The 15,419-nt window shown below is 45.5% G+C and carries 14 protein-coding genes; 3 read left to right on the top strand and 11 right to left on the bottom strand.

All coding sequences use genetic code 11. The features are described from left to right. The first annotated feature begins 56 nt into the window (after positions 1-56). Both AAH944_RS07040 and AAH944_RS07035 read left to right on the top strand, forming a co-directional pair. The gene (locus tag AAH944_RS07040; protein WP_415537576.1) at positions 57-2,921 is read left to right on the top strand and encodes a UPF0182 family protein; all 2,865 of its coding nucleotides are present in this window, start codon (positions 57-59) and stop codon (positions 2,919-2,921) included. 22 nt (positions 2,922-2,943) lie between these two features. Further along, positions 2,944-4,176 carry a mechanosensitive ion channel family protein gene (locus AAH944_RS07035; protein ID WP_415537574.1) on the top strand — a complete coding sequence of 411 codons (1,233 nt, stop codon included), beginning with the start codon at positions 2,944-2,946 and terminating at the stop codon, positions 4,174-4,176. 7 nt (positions 4,177-4,183) lie between these two features. Here the strand turns inward: AAH944_RS07035 and AAH944_RS07030 are convergent, their stop codons facing one another. The 8 genes from AAH944_RS07030 to AAH944_RS06995 form a co-directional block, all read right to left on the bottom strand. After that, positions 4,184-4,588 carry a ferritin family protein gene (locus AAH944_RS07030; protein ID WP_368292473.1) on the bottom strand — a complete coding sequence of 135 codons (405 nt, stop codon included), beginning with the start codon at positions 4,586-4,588 and terminating at the stop codon, positions 4,184-4,186. Positions 4,589-4,700: 112 nt separating this feature from the next. Next, complete coding sequence (locus AAH944_RS07025) at positions 4,701-5,399, bottom strand: hypothetical protein (RefSeq protein WP_415537572.1); 699 nt, start codon at positions 5,397-5,399, stop codon at positions 4,701-4,703. 38 nt (positions 5,400-5,437) lie between these two features. Next, complete coding sequence (locus tag AAH944_RS07020) at positions 5,438-6,508, bottom strand: hypothetical protein (protein ID WP_415537570.1); 1,071 nt, start codon at positions 6,506-6,508, stop codon at positions 5,438-5,440. After that, positions 6,505-7,509 (bottom strand): phosphodiester glycosidase family protein, encoded by a 1,005-nt coding sequence (locus AAH944_RS07015; protein WP_415537813.1) that lies wholly within the window; start codon positions 7,507-7,509, stop codon positions 6,505-6,507. Before AAH944_RS07015 ends, AAH944_RS07020 begins: the two co-directional genes overlap by 4 nt. Next, complete coding sequence (locus tag AAH944_RS07010) at positions 7,506-8,072, bottom strand: ANTAR domain-containing response regulator (RefSeq protein WP_415537568.1); 567 nt, start codon at positions 8,070-8,072, stop codon at positions 7,506-7,508. The genes AAH944_RS07015 and AAH944_RS07010 overlap by 4 nt, the downstream gene beginning before the upstream one ends. Before the next feature lie 196 nt (positions 8,073-8,268). Beyond that, the gene (locus AAH944_RS07005) at positions 8,269-8,823 is read right to left on the bottom strand and encodes a hypothetical protein (RefSeq protein WP_415537566.1); all 555 of its coding nucleotides are present in this window, start codon (positions 8,821-8,823) and stop codon (positions 8,269-8,271) included. Positions 8,824-8,981: 158 nt separating this feature from the next. Next, a complete protein-coding gene (locus AAH944_RS07000; protein WP_415537564.1) occupies positions 8,982-9,812 on the bottom strand; it encodes an ATP-binding protein in 831 nt (276 codons plus the stop codon). 489 nt (positions 9,813-10,301) lie between these two features. Beyond that, entirely contained in the window at positions 10,302-11,045 is a 744-nt protein-coding gene (locus AAH944_RS06995; RefSeq protein ID WP_415537562.1) for a DnaD domain-containing protein, read from the bottom strand. A gap of 204 nt (positions 11,046-11,249) precedes the next feature. On the opposite strand from AAH944_RS06995, the gene AAH944_RS06990 reads away from it, so the two are divergent. Then, positions 11,250-11,840, top strand: a complete 591-nt coding sequence (locus AAH944_RS06990; RefSeq protein ID WP_015042643.1) for an HD domain-containing protein — start codon at positions 11,250-11,252, stop codon at positions 11,838-11,840. Between the two features lie 6 nt (positions 11,841-11,846). On the opposite strand, the gene AAH944_RS06985 is transcribed toward AAH944_RS06990, so the two are convergent. The 3 genes from AAH944_RS06985 to AAH944_RS06975 are packed head-to-tail and all read right to left on the bottom strand — an operon-like array spanning position 11,847 to position 15,411. Beyond that, positions 11,847-13,592, bottom strand: a complete 1,746-nt coding sequence (locus AAH944_RS06985; protein ID WP_415537560.1) for an MBL fold metallo-hydrolase RNA specificity domain-containing protein — start codon at positions 13,590-13,592, stop codon at positions 11,847-11,849. A gap of 40 nt (positions 13,593-13,632) precedes the next feature. Continuing rightward, positions 13,633-14,271, bottom strand: coding sequence for a response regulator (locus AAH944_RS06980; RefSeq protein WP_415537558.1), 639 nt, complete (start codon positions 14,269-14,271; stop codon positions 13,633-13,635). Positions 14,272-14,289: 18 nt separating this feature from the next. Continuing rightward, entirely contained in the window at positions 14,290-15,411 is a 1,122-nt protein-coding gene (locus tag AAH944_RS06975; RefSeq protein WP_415537556.1) for a sensor histidine kinase, read from the bottom strand. Positions 15,412-15,419 lie beyond the last annotated feature (8 nt).

The raw sequence follows: 15,419 nt of genomic DNA, 5'->3' as shown, positions 1-15,419 counted from the left end.
TATGCAGATGTTACATACATTTCTGTGATTTGAACAATTTAACTCAGGAGGGAAATATGCGCGGGAAATCTATTTTAAAACCTGGTCTCAAGGTACTCGTTTTACTCATCATTATTATTGCTGTGCTTTCGGCCTTGAGCGGATTCTACGAAGACTGGCTGTGGTTTACCGACTTAGGGTACGCAACTCTATTCTGGACACCGTTCTTCAGCAAAGTACTTATTCAGGCCATTAACGGAACAATGTTGTTTTTAGTGATTTTCGCAACACTGATGTCGGGAAGACATGCGTTTACAACGTTTTACAATGAAAGATTCCGTAAAAGGATCAGACTGGTCGAAGAAGTCAACCTTCCGCCTGCTGTCAGTCCGCGCAGGGTTACCATTTCCCTGCTTGTTTTATCTGCCGTGATCAGTATTATTGTGAGCTTCATCGTCGGTTTTACCGGCTGGCTTGATTTTCTGTCCTTTGTAAATGCCTCTTCCTTTAATTATTCCGACCCGCTGTTTAATCAGGATCTTGGTTTCTTTGTGTTTAAGCTTCCTTTCTTTGAGACCATTTATAACGCATTTTTCTCTCCAATCCTTATTTTAACCTTGTTTACCGCACTTTTTTATATTATGACAGGGGTCGTCCGCTTCCATTCCATCCGGATCTGGAAGAAAGATGTTGTCGTCATCAGTCCTACGGCCAGAAGACACCTTGGGGTTCTTTTAACCATTCTTTTTGCGCTGAAAGGCTTTGGCTACTATATCAGCGCCTATGAACTCGTTTACTCGCATAGAGGCCACGTCATCGGTGCCGGATACAGTGACATCTATGCCTCGCTTCCGGTTTTTAAGATCCTGGTCGTTGTGAGTTTGGTCTGTTTTCTGTTCTCCCTTATCGCGTTTTTTCGGAAAGATTCCCGTTTGCTGACCATGCCGATTATGTTTCTGATTGTCTTTTCACTTTTCACTTCGGGAGTCTTTCCTACAATGCTCCAGTCCATGGTTGTCGTTCCGAACGAGCTGGAAAAAGAAACGCCGTATATTGCCAGCGAGATCCAAATGACCCGCTATGCCTACGGTCTGGATAAAATCGCGGAACAGGACTACACCGGGGTTGATACGGTTACTGCGCAAGACTTAAAAGATGAGGTTGGGACTCTGAATAACGTACGCCTGAACGATCCCCGTCCAATGCAGCAGATTTACAACCAAAAACAGGGAATTCGCCAATACTATAAATTTAATGATATTGATGTTGACCGGTACAATATTGGTGGTACGTATCGCCAGGTTATGCTCTCAGCGAGGGAAATCTCGGTTCAGGACCTTGATCCGAAAGCTTTGACCTTTATTAATACCCGGTTTAAATACACGCATGGTTTCGGCTTAACCGCTTCGTTCGCCAATGCCGTCACTACCAAAGGGCTTCCTGCTTTTGCGGTAAGCAATGTGCCGCCACAAACAGACTATGAGGAACTGAAGATTACCGAACCACGGATCTACTTTGGCGAACTGACGAATGACTGGGTCGTTGCCGACACCAAATCCAAAGAATTTGATTATCCCCTTGGCAATGATTACGCGATGAACAACTATGCCGGCAAGACGGGTATCCCGTTTACTGCTTTTAACAAACTGATGCTGTCTCTTCATCAAATGACTCCGCGTTTTTATCTGGCCGGAGAAGTGACTTCGGAAAGCAAGCTTCTTCTGAACCGGAATATTTTGGACCGGGTCAAGAAACTGGCGCCGTTTCTGACGTATGACGATGATCCTTATACCGTGATTGACAACGGCAGGATTAAATGGATTATTGACGCCTATACGACAACGGATAAAATTCCTTACTCCAGTAAAAACTCCACCCAAGGTTTTAACTATATCCGCAATTCCGTTAAAGTCGTTATTGATGCTTATGACGGTACTGTTGATTTCTACGCGATTGACGAAGAAGATCCTATTCTTAAGACTTATCAAAAGATTTTCCCGGGTGTATTCAAAAGTAACTCGGAAATGCCCTATTCCTTAAAATCTCACCTGCGCTATCCGGAAACGATGTTCAAAATCCAATGCGACATGCTGAATACGTTTCATATGACCAATACCAAAGTCTTCTATAATAAAGAAGATGCCTGGAATGTAGCGAAGGAAATCTACGGTTCAGCAGAACAAAATGTGGAACCGTATTACGTGATCATGAAACTTCCCGGGGAAACAAAGGAAGAATTCGTGCTGATGCAGCCTTTTACCCCGGCCTCCAGCGCGTCGAACAGCAGAAATAATCTTGTGTCCTGGCTGGGAGCCAGAATGGATGGCGAGAATTACGGAAAACTTGTCTTATATAAGATGCCCAAAAATATAGAGATCGACGGTCCGTTCCAAGTTGAGTCCAGAATCGATCAGGATCCCGAAATTTCCCAGCAGTTTGCGTTATGGGACCAAAAAGGATCGAGCGTTCTCAGAGGAAATCTGCTGGTATTGCCGATTGGCGGAAATATCTTGTTTGTGGAGCCCATTTATCTGCAGTCTACGACCAGCGGCAGTATTCCCGAAATGAAGCGCATTGTGGTCGTCTATGAAGATAAAATTGTCATGGCCGATACGCTGGAAGAAGGATTGAAAGGAATCTTCGGTCGTTCTGTACCGTCTTTGAATACGCTGCAAGAGAAACCGCTTGAGGAATCCGGCGCAGGGGACGGAACTGATACCACGAAAACAGAACTGAAGAGTGTTCTGGAACAAATCAAACAAATCCGTGAAATGCTCGAAGCCTTGGAAAATCAGGTCACAGCCATCAATAACGAAGACCCCACTCCGGACAGCGGGCTGGGTACCGGTCAGGACGTTTCCACGGATAATAAAGCTGAGAATGCCTCCGCCGCTTCTGTTAAAGGCACTGCTGCTGAGGCTACCGTGAACGCTGGCCAATAATTCTAAGCAGAAGGTAGTGCGTATGATATTCAATCTGGACCAATGGCTGATTTACAAAGGAATTGAAGAAACGGCTGCAGTCCTGATCGCGAATGCCGCAGCGGTGGTTATGGTTCTGCTGGTCAGTATTTTGGCCTTCATCGTTACAAAGCAAGTATTCCTGCGAATCCTTGCTTTCTACATCCATCGCAACAAAATCCTCTGGGATGATAAGCTTCTTGGCAGGAAAGTCTTCAGACGCCTGGCGCATATGATCCCGGCAATTGTAATCTACGCCGTAGCCGGACTGTTCCCGGAATATTCCGGCTTCATTCAAAAAATAGCGATTATTTACATCATTGTGGCCGGCACATTGGCCATGCTCGCTTTGCTTGACGCGATTGACGATATTTATCGGACTTTTGAAGCTTCCCGGTTCAAACCGATCCGCAGCATCGTCCAGGCCCTGAAAATAGTCGTCTGGCTCATCGGCGGCATCTGGATGATTGCTACGATGATTGACCGTTCCCCTCTCCTTCTGCTAAGCGGAATTGGAGCAGTAACGGCAATCATCCTCTTGATCTTCAAGGATTCTCTTCTAGGTCTGGTAGCGGGGATTCAGCTGTCTTCCAATGATATGCTCAGGATCGGTGACTGGATAGAAATGCCCAAGTACGGCGCTGACGGAGACGTTACGGACATTTCCCTGAACACCGTCAAAGTCAGAAACTTTGATAATACGATTACAACAATTCCGTCGTATGCCCTGATCTCCGATTCCTTTAAAAACTGGCGCGGTATGCAGGAATCCGGCGGCAGAAGAATTAAGAGATCTATTTTTGTTGACAGTTCCAGCATCCGTTTCTGCACCGATGATATGCTGGCGAAGTTCAAGGAATTCCGATATCTTTCTGAGTATATCGAGAATAAAAAACGGGAGCTTGAGAAATACAACCTGGAACATAACATTGATCCTGCTCAGCTCGTAAACGGCAGAAGACTTACGAACATTGGTACGTTTCGGGCCTACCTTCAGACCTATCTTGAAAACCACCCGGAGATCCACCCGGAAATGACCAGGATGGCACGTCAGCTTCCGGTGACCGAGTACGGGATTCCGATCGAAATCTATGCGTTTACCAAGGATACATCCTGGGAAAGCTATGAAACCGTCCAGGCCGATATTTTTGACCATATCCTGGCCATTGTTCCGGAGTTTGAGCTGCGGATTTATCAAAGCCCCACCGGCTACGATCTGCGGCATATGGGGCTGTGAGCTTTCTTTAGACTTTTAAAAACCACAAGAACCAGACTGCATGGTTTTGCTCATCGGCGGCTGCTCTTTTGAATTGTTCCCTGATAAAAGGATCCTGTGTCTTTTCAGCCACATTATGATAGAAATCAACCGTATGCTGCTCATCCTGAAAGGCAGACTTTAGAGCCGCCCTGTAAGCGGCAGGACATTCTTCAGTCATCTGAGGGTTTGGTTTTGTCCCTGTGATTTCAGTAAATATCTGCGAAAATATGTGATAATGCCGCACCTCGTCCTGGCGGATCTCCAGGATTTGTTTTCTTATTTCCTGATTCGGCGCTTTTTCAGCCAGCTTGGCGTAACAGGCGATCGCGCTATACTCTCCGTTGATAGCCCTGACCAAATCCTGAGTTAATGAGCTTGTGCCCGGAACCATATAAGATACCTCCCCAACATTAATTGTTGGTTTATTCTATCTCATTAATTCACGGATCGTGCCTGGCTATTAATTTCCTGATCAGAAAATTTTAAGTACGCATTGGCCGCGTTCAGGCCAGTCGTTTTACACTTTCCGCCAGGGCACCTATTAGACGGTGAAACCCCAAGGCATTCTGAGCTGGAACACGGTAATGTTTATTGATCTCTATCTGTACTGCCGGAATTCCCAGTTCGTGTGAGACAAAATGGGAGACGGTATTCGCGCCGGAAGCGGCAAAAAAGTCCGTCGAAACTCTGGCTAAGCCGAAATCCCGGAAGTTTTGTTCCAGGATTTCCAAAATATTCGCCTTGCCAAGCAGGTTCTTCTTTTGATTTGTGCCCAGGTCCACATCGAAATCTCTCTCCCGGGCAGCCCCATGAATGTCCAGAACAACCTTTACTTTCTTTTCACGGCAGAAGCTGGCGATCCGGTCTTTATACATGCAGGGATCGTCGGCATTCGGGTCTCCGCCGTAGAGCTTTGTCGCTGCTATGGCATGGCATCCCGTCAATTTGTTTAACAGGAAGACAACCGAGCCGGTGAACTGATCCGACATCAGGATCTTTTTCTGCCTGTAATGCCTGACCGCATGCGGCGCGGACACCAGCACCGGAAGCTCCCCGCGCGTTAACAGGAACGGCTCTTCCTGCCGTGGATTGACGCGTTTGTCTGTTTTATAAAAATATACTTTTTCTATATTGACGGCTTCTTCATTTAAGCGGGCCCGGTTATATTCATTTAAGACCTTTTCAGGCATATTCTCCATCATTGGACTAGTACCTCGTTAACTTTAAAAATCGGCATGGACTATACTTCCCTCCAGTAATAAACAGACTTCTCGTTTCCCGGCAAAAGCTCCAGGTACAAATCACCCGTTGGAGCTAAGATGATGACCGCATTGGATTCTGTAGCGGACACATCCGGTAATCTCAGCCATTGATGTTTACCGTTAGCGAAAATGACGTCCAGGCGTCCCTTGCTTTTGATTATAACCTGATTCGTATTGCTGATTTTTGTTTCTGTCTCCGCATACGGAATCTCCCCTTGCCAGACCACGGCTTCCGTCATCGCCGGGCCGGATGGCTGTACTTGATAAACGGTCACCTCCTGAAGGATGTTCCCGCTGACTTTACCAACATAGATTTTGTCGTCACGACAGCCAAGCAGCGTATCTTCAGGGTCAACAGAAATAGGGTTCTTACTGCCGGCCTGATAAACATCAATCGCCTTGTCCGTCCCCATTCTGCTCTCTGCATAGATGCTGCCGAATTTATTGGAAACCGCAATGTTTAGGATTTCTTCTCCCTGCTGATTCACCCTGTTCAGGGTCTTCATGATATCCATTGTAATCAGCTGGCGGGTCTGATTGTCATCCTTAAACAAGATAAATAGCTTGTTCGTATAGGTCGACATTTCAATTTGCAGCACCTGATTGACCGCGAGGCTTAATTCCCTGTCCAGCATCGGTTCAAAGCTGTTCAATTCAGAAGAGCCGGTGCTGAAATCCACAGAATATAAGCTTGTTACGGCGTTCTTGTTCTGCTCCCTGATCAGATAGACCATACCGTTCCGGTCCGGAAGCCAAGCGAAGCCGGCGATCTTTGCTGCGTCCTCTTCCGGGCACTTTGAGAAGATCTTCGTGTTCGTCGTCAAATCAATGACTTCAAGATAACGTCCCGCTTGATAGGCCAATAACTTTTTATTGTAAGACAACGCAAAGCCGTACGCCTGACTAAGATCCGTTTTCAGAACATACGCCTGATTAATATGCAAAGAAGGGTTTAACAGCTGTTCTGCTTGCCAGTTCAGCAGCGCATAAACAGCAAGCTGTAATACCAGGGAAGGTAATAACAGCCAGATGATCCATCGTCTTTTCAATTTTGCCCCACCCCTCTAGGTTTCTTTTCCGGCATCACCACAAAAGCTGTAGGCATATAGCGTTCGCCGTAGATGTTCCAGAGTTTATTGACAATCTGACCTTGATAGAACAATTCCGTTGAAGAACCGCCGTCAAGATTCGCTGCATTTTCGGCTCCATATTCAATAAATATATTCATCAGATCCCGCAGCGTGGCTCCCATACTCCAGTCAGGCTGTCTGCCGTCTATCACAACGAAAATAACCGTACCGTCGGCTTTTTGCCCGATTCCCGTCCTGGGAGCGAGTCCCCAGCCGCCGTCGCCTTTAATCTGTGGTTCTCCGTTCAGAATAAGGTTTGGCTCGAAGCTGACCGCATGCCGAATCCCAAGATCCCCGATAATCCCTGAGGAGAGTTCCTTGGCAGAGACTGTCCGGAGTATCAGTTTTCCTTCTTTGTTAAAACCGATCAGATTCGCACCTTTAGCCGCGTTCAGATTTTCATGAATGAGCTGCCCGTCCCTGACGGTGATCCCATCCGGATAAGCACCGTTCCCCTGCGAATTCGGATCATAAAAGCCGCCGGCATTCATACCGGCTACTGCGCCCTCCGCAGTGACCAGTTCCGATAAGCGCTGTCCGGCTATGCCAATCTCTTTGGTAACGGCAACTTCGATCTGAAGAGGGTCACGTACGAGCATGACGATGCCTTTAAAATATTTGCCTTCAATATTTTCTATCCTAATCCCGTTTTCTTCATCGTCAATCTTATGGTCAATATGCTGAATGACAGGTTCCACGGTAACTGACGTATTTCCGTATTTCTGGGTAATTTCAGCAATTTTTTCATCCGATAAAAAAAAATCCGCTACCTGAGGATGGCGGGACGTCAGAATCGTTCCGACCGTAACATACGTCAACGAATGAAAAGGACCATAAAAGACAATGAAAGGCCCTAAGAGGATGAACAACAGCATATTCCCAACGATGAACCGGATCAGAAATTGTTTTTTTGTTATCAAGGTCTCCACGTTCCTTTTACGACATCGGCAGCGATTGCCCGAATTGTTTTTCTTGAGGTCATCGCTTCTGTTCGAATCGAGGCATAGGCTGTTTCTTCATCCATCCCGCCTGCAATCAGGATTAAAATCGCCTGATACACCAGTTTTCTTGTTTTAAGCTCATCATTTAATTTATTCATTTCTTTGCGCTGTTCTATTTCTCTGTTAAACCGGTGTTCAGCCTGGGCAATCCCGGAGACGACATCTATCGCTCTGAGCGGAGCCGTCATGATATGGTGGACATTGGTTTTCAACGCAAAATCCAGGTTCACATAATCCTTTTGATCAAGCACGAAAATAACCGGACAAATATTGGCATGAACGAGATTCTGAACGAGATCAAGCGGGGAAATCCCCTGGATATCCCCTCCGCAGATGATCAGGTCAGGCTCAACCCGCTGCGCCATGCGCAGAGCCTCTATACCACTGTCAGTCCTCGCGATCGCCTGATAATTGGCCAAAGGCAGGACGGCATTCAATTCATTGATTTGTTTTTCCTGGCTAATCAGTATGGCTCTTTTCATTTAGTCCCTTTACTCCATCAAGAAATCGATCAACAGTTCTATTATACTATTTGGCAAAGCAAAAAAATAAGTGCTTTCGTACCAAGAATTTTTTGATTAAAAGGTACCAGACACTTAATGATACTATATTTATAAGGTTCTAAGCAATGATTTTTCCTTACACTCCGTTTTACTACGGTTACATGGTTCGATAAAGTCAGGACTTTATCGACGAATCAACATTGAAGACCACCCTGGCTTCCGTATTTTGAGACGCACCGCCTTCGAGATTGGCTTTGATTGCCAGTACCATCTCATGCTGGCCTGCCGTCGCACTCTTGCCGGTTGCATCACCTAAGGCTTCAATATTTTCAAAGGCAATTTTAGCTGTTGCTCCGGGTTCCAGTGTCGGTATAATCCCTTCCTTGCTGACCTGCTTATTTTTATCTTCCAGGGACTGAATGGTCAGGACAACCGGCACATTGGTCATCGTGTTTTCGGTCATGTTTTGGATGATCGCAGAGACTTTAAAATGACTTGCCGGTAGGATCTGGACTCCCTTAAACATTTCCTCTCCGTAAGTGATGTCCCGGATGACAATTTGAGGATCAAAATCAATACTTACAATTTTAATCTCAGGTTCTGTTTGTTCCGGAGTGGAAACGATCTCCGTATTTCCGATCAAGCTGCCCATAAGGCCAATAAGAGCAACCAATATGACCAGTCCTCCGACAAACAAATACTTTCTCTTAATAATAAAGAATTTAGCCAATTGTCTGCACCTCCATAAAACCATTTCTAATAGAAAACCTATGCATGCTTTTCATGGACATGCATAGGTTTATACCCAAAAAATCCTTATGATTTGAGGAAATTCGCCTTAAGCAGACAGCTTAGGAAAATATCTTAGCGTTTTTTCTAATTGGACGCTTATTTTTTATCCTTTTTTAATCCTTCCCGTTTTAAATAATTCTGCATCCGGATGTCCTGCGGTGCAGACAAGCGGAAAATCCTGCACATCTGAAGAAGCCGGGAGCAGGTTCGTTCTCCCAGATAATGATCGATCTCATCAAAATCAAGATTGGTCGTAATGACAGTCGGCAGCTGCTCGTTCATCCGGTAATTCAAGATGGAGTAGATCCGGTTGCGGGACCATTCGGTATAATTATGCGCACCCAGGTCATCGAGAATCAAAATCGGTACGGTTCTGGCAATATCCAGCAAGTCGTATTCCGTATTTTCACTTTTATTACTGAATGTAGCGCGCAGTTCATCCAAAAGGTCCGGGACAATCAAAAAGAGCAGCTTGTGATTATTTTCCAGAATTTCATTCGCGATGGAAGCTGCCAGAAACGTTTTGCCACTTCCGACGGAGCCCGTGAAGAGCAGCCCGACTTCATGGGGATTTGTCCGGACATTTTTGACAAACTCCCTGGCGGCTTTCAGTGCTTTTTGGGCATTCAGGTAATCTTCCTGATCCTGCTGGGTGTTCCGATAGTATTCGAGGCTGAATTTTTCAAAACGGCAGTTCATTAGTTCCCTGGACAGACGTGCATATTTAAAGCTGTTTACAATCCTCTTTTTCTCCATACACGAACAGGGTACCGCTGTATCTCCATTCAGGACGATTCCCCTGTCTCCGCAGAGCGGGCAGACAGCACCGGCTTCAATATTTGTTTCGTGCTGAACAGTCGGCTGAATCTTTATCTCCGATTCATTCCGATTTGTTTTATCCAAATCCGTTGCAATCCGATCTTCCATGTTCGTGTTTCCCTGATTCGGCAGCACTCTTCCAATGATACGATCTGTTCTTTCCAGATGAGATCCCTCCTCTGACAACAATTTCGTTACCCTTCAATGATGTCTATCTACCTATATTTCAAATACCATTTTAACATGCGAGAAAATGTTCTTAAAATAACTCCACAAATAATGAGATACATTCCGACGATCAGACCTGCTTGTCTAATCCGATAATCAGTCTGGGGATCGCAGCCAAGCCCTAACATGCCTGTTTATTAGTCTGCGTGCCACAGTTCCAGCGTCAAGCGGAGCATGGAGTGCGTAGCGCGGCCTTTTGACGGCCACGGATGGCCTAATGTCGCGATGCCATGGATGGCAAGGAGCGACGCGTCACGGAGGACGCAACGGCCGAAAGCGGAATTGTGGCACGCAGACAAGCCCTAATAAAATAGTTCATATACAAGAGCTTATCTCTGCAATTTGTATAATCATTCTCAGAACGTGCTACTAGAGATAAATATTATCATATTTGCTTTTGATTTTTGGTGCGCCTTTCAACGGTTTGTCATTTTTTTTATTTTGTCTGGACTGGAAATTTTGGTCCTCAGCCTCGACTTCCAGACGTGTTTTGATCCCCTTCTTCTCCCACTCTCTTAAAATAGAATCGAGATAGCGGAAACTCCGAATCCCGGCGCCAACGCCTCTTCGTAAAGCCTCAATAATCAGTTCTTCGGAATACGAGGCCATCAGCCATTTTTCAATATGTTCACACTCCAGACCGGTTAACGGCCTGCCTAATTCCTGTTCAAACAGCGAAGTCAGCTTAGCCTGAGAAAGGTCCGGCATATTCTCTATATTCATTTTGCCATTACGTTCACTGCCTGAGGACATCTGCTTAAACTCATTGATTCCCCATAATTCCAATAACTGATCGATCAGCCCACTGAAATCATATTCACGATTCGTGCCGTTTTTCGCTTTGCGGCTATTGACAGAAAGCAGTCCTCTGGTCTGGAGATTCTGGATCATGATTTTGTATTCTTCAACCGAGAGTCCCATTTTCTTGGTGATCTGTTCCTCAATACGATCACTGTTCGTACTTGTCTCAGTCATCATATGAATCATCAGCATCATTTCCTTGTGACCGATTCCAAGTTCCGTATAATGATCAAGAATAAGATTGGGAATCGAAACGGAACCGGAAAATAAAAGAGCTTGACAAAAGCCCCCGTATACCTTGTTTTTTGACATTGCTACCACCTCATACCATTCATTGATGTTAGAAAAAAAAATTATTGGCATTATTGCTACTATTCTATATATTACACTATTACTGTCCTAAAATCCTAAAGATTTTAGGAGGAAAAACAATTTTTATGACGACATTTTTTCCATGTATTGGAAGGACTTTTGCGTTTTTTTGCCGTAATACTTAACAGAAAGGTGGTGCAGGATATGGATATCTCCAAAGAACTATTTCAAATTATCAACCAATCCGGTGCGCATCCGGCTCTTGGCTGGAAACACTGTCAGCGGGTCTATCATTTATCCAAAGAATTATCTCAGCATCTCAACCTGAATGACGAAGTACTTTATATTTCTGCAATGCTTCACGATACCGGAAAGTACCCGATGTACGCGCTTCCCAACGTCGATCATACCCTCAGATCAAAAGGCGTCGCGATGAACCTGTTGAAGAGCTATCACTTTGAGCAGGAAAAACTGGCAAAAATTCTGGACGCCATTGAATGCCACATGTATTATTCTGAGCCGGGCAACAGTGACGAGGCTATTTATTTACGGGACGCCAATATCCTTGATAACCTCGGAAACATCGGATTAATGAAACTGCTGAGCCTTGTCGGACAGGACGAGCTGATCCCGAGTCCCGATGAGGCTTTAATGCGGGCGCAGACTTTCGCTGAAGCACTGCCCAAAAAAGTGTACTCCAAGACCGGCAGGAGAATCGCTGTAAAACGGCGCGAAGAGATCATGCGTTTTCTGTCAGGGATTAAGCGTCAGACCTCGGAGTATGCCTGGATCTGATTCGGTTTACCGTTTCATTCTTGTTTTTAAAAGATCGGAAATGCTCTCAAAGGTATCAATCAGGTTTTCATAGTCTTTGCGCTCATTGTTCCTATCAATGAATAGTTTCAGGTCTTTGCGTAGTTTGGTATAGGCCCTGTTTGCTTCGGAAAGCAGAACTTTTCTCCGGCGTTTGAAGATTCTTCCCCCTGATCCTTCTTCTGAAGATCTTTGCTTAACAGATTTGGACGGGTGTGACTGCCATTCCTGAGGTGCAGGATAACCCATCCTATCTTCAATTTCCTTTAGCCAGGGCTTGGAAGGTTTCAGACGCTTGATTTCGCCGTCCGCTATCTCCAGGCATTCACCCAGTTCCGGAATGATTGGCGCAATCCCGAATTTTTGCTGGACCAGAGATGAAAACGCCTGAATCGCATCATCTTCGCCATGGACCAGGATGAGATGATCTGCGTTGCCGCCGGCGGCTTTAAGCCACGCCAGCAATTCATTCTGGTCCGCATGCGCTGAAAAACCTTGGAACGCAACGATTTCGGCGTTGACCGCGACTTTCTCTCCGTGGATAGTCACTTCTTTGGCACCGTCAGTTAAAAACCGGCCAAGTGTCCCTTGGGCCTGATAACCGACAAAGATGACCGTGGCATCGTACCGCCACAGATTATGTTTCAAATGATGCTTGATTCTTCCGGCATCAGCCATCCCGCTAGCCGAAATGATGATCGCGCCGCCCTGTATCGCATTCAGCCGGATCGAATCCTCCGCGGTTTCACTCAAGTAAAGATTCGGCATGGCAAACGGGCTTTGGCCAGCCTCCAGCAGCTGCTTGGTTTCCTGATCAAAATTCCGGGTATTCCGCCCAAATATTCTCGTCGCTGCAACAGCCAGCGGACTATCGATGTAGATCGGCATTACCGGAATTTTTTTGTCATCTTGAAGTTTGCGCAGATAGTACAAAAGGTCCTGTGTCCGATTTATGGCAAAAGCCGGAATGATAATATTGCCGCCTTTTTGGTGGGCATTATTAATGACCCTGGCCAGGTTTTCCATTCGATTGGTTTTATCCGGGTGAATCCGGTTGCCGTAGGTTGTTTCCATCACAATCATACAGGCATCTCGTATACCATCAGGATCCTTAAGACACGCTTCTTTAATTCCTTCGGGATCTTCGACATAAGGCTGACCGGAAGTCCCGATATCTCCGGAAAATGCAATGGTTTTCGTCGTGTTGTTTTCTTTGACACTGACAATGACATGGGCTGAGCCCAAGATATGCCCGGCATCAACAAACTGAAAGGACAGCGATTGCGAGATCGCGGTCTTTTGATTATAGGCCGCCTCGACAAAGTGCTTTTGAGCATTCACCGCATCTTCAATCGTGTAAATCGGTTCGATTGATGGAACATCCATCCTGCTGTGCTTGCGGTTTTTTCTGGTGACCTCCATTTCCTGGATGTGCCCGCTGTCAGGCAGCATCACAGAACATAGTTCTATGGTTTCCGCCGTCGCATAGATCGGCCCGCTAAAACCTTTTTTGATGAGCTTCGGAATAAGCCCGGAATGGTCAATATGGGCGTGCGTTAAGATCACAGCGTCAAGAAGGTTGGGATCAAACGGAAACGCGCCATAATTCAGTTCTTTCATGATCTTGGAACCCTGAAACATTCCACAGTCAATCAGGATTCTGGTATCTGCTGATTCCAACAAATAACAAGACCCCGTCACAGTCTGACTGGCACCATAAAAACAAAGCTTCATTCGTATTCCCTTCTGCAGCCTTGTGAAGCCACAAAAAAATTTATTCCAGTGTAATAAGTTTCGTCTTCACTGCTTTCAAAGCAGCCTGAGTGCGGTCTTCAACCCCTAGTTTTCTAAAGATACTGGAAAGATGATTTTTGACTGTTTTTTCACTTATAAATAGCGTTAAGCCAATATCTTTATTTGACGAGCCTTTGACCACATAGGTAAGTATCTCCATTTCCCTGTTGCTTAATCCGAAATGATCTTTTGGACTGTTCGGATTGGAAAGCTGGCCAAGCAGTTTGCCGGTTACCGACGGAGATAAAATGGGTTCTCCAGCATATACTTTGCGGATGGAATCAACCAGGGCTTTCGGAATGACGTCTTTCAGCAGGTATCCAGCTACCCCGAGCTGTAATACCTGGAACACTTTTTCATCCGAGTCATCGACAGTAAGAATTAAAATCCCAATGTTCGGGAATTCCCTTCTGATGACTTTACAGGCTTCGAGACCATTTACCCCAGGCATATTCAAATCCATCAGCAGAACATCAAACGGCGTCTTCCTCGCCATATTAATTGCCCCTTGACCATCTCCGACTTCGGATACAACCTGAATACCTTCTTCAAATTCCAGAATTCTGCGTAATCCTTCCCTGAGAAGCGGGTGATCATCGGCAATTACAACCCTTATCATTTTGATCCTTTCCTCCTTTTATTCAGAATATGGAATGTTAAACGTAACAACAGTACCCTTGCCCGGTTCTGATTGAATCGATAATTGTCCGGAGTAAGCCTGAATTCGCTCATTAATTCCAATCAAGCCGAAATGGGCACCGGAATTATCCAAGCCATTGCTGATATCAAATCCTTTACCATCATCGATAATCTGACCGACAATCCTGTCATCCTGAAAATTCAAATGAACCCTGCACTTCGGGGATTCCGCATGTTTTGCCACATTGGTCATCCCTTCCTGAACCAATCGGAAAAGGGCTACTTCTACGGAGGAATCAAGCTCCCTTTCTTGTCCTTCCACGATAAGTTCACAGGTCAGCCCATACGTTTTTTCAAAGTTTTTCATATAATGATTGATGGTATCAACAATTCCCGCCCCATTTAAAGGAATTGGCCTGAGTCCGAAAATGATTCTGCGGATATCCTTCAGATTATCCCTGACCAGCATATTCAGTTCTTTCAATTCTTTTTCTACCTGGCGGTGATCAAGTTCCAGAAGCTTCTCGGCTATTTCCAGACGCAGAACAATGTTAGCCAGACTCTGGGCGGGACCGTCGTGGACTTCACGGGCGACCCTCAGGCGTTCTTCTTCCTGAGCCTTGATGATCTGAAAAGCTGTTTCTTTTCTCTGGTCACTGCTATAGAACTGACTGATCTCACTGATTCCTTCTTTTAAAAGCCGCAGGGCAAGACTGACCTGGCTCATCAGCTCCTCAGCCTTAATCACTGTGATATCCAAATTTTTTAACGTTCTTTCGATTTCATCCCTGCGGGAACGCAGCTGAAGCTCTTTCGCCTGGAGCAGTTGCAGCTCTACCTGTGCATCCTTCGTTTCCGAATACGCTTCGAGCATCTGCTTCTCATTGAACTTATCGAAGTTCTTGTTGACTTCCATCAGCTTCCGACGGAAGCGTTTTTCTTTCATAAACTGGGTATCCACCATTTTGATCGTGTCTTCGATTTCCCTGCGCATAAATTCCAGTTCTTTTTTTAACCGCTGTATTTCGTTGCGGGTCATCTCATAGATGTCGAATATTTCTTCTTTACCGTTCTCGATTGCGCTGAGCGTTGATTCAAAAACAACTGTTAATTTATCCATAGCGTGAC

Origin of the sequence: Dehalobacter sp. CP (genome assembly GCF_047652685.1) — a bacterium.
In the GTDB taxonomy this organism is placed as follows: Bacteria; Bacillota; Desulfitobacteriia; order Desulfitobacteriales; family Syntrophobotulaceae; genus Dehalobacter.
This window is presented reverse-complemented; position numbering and strand designations above follow the sequence as displayed.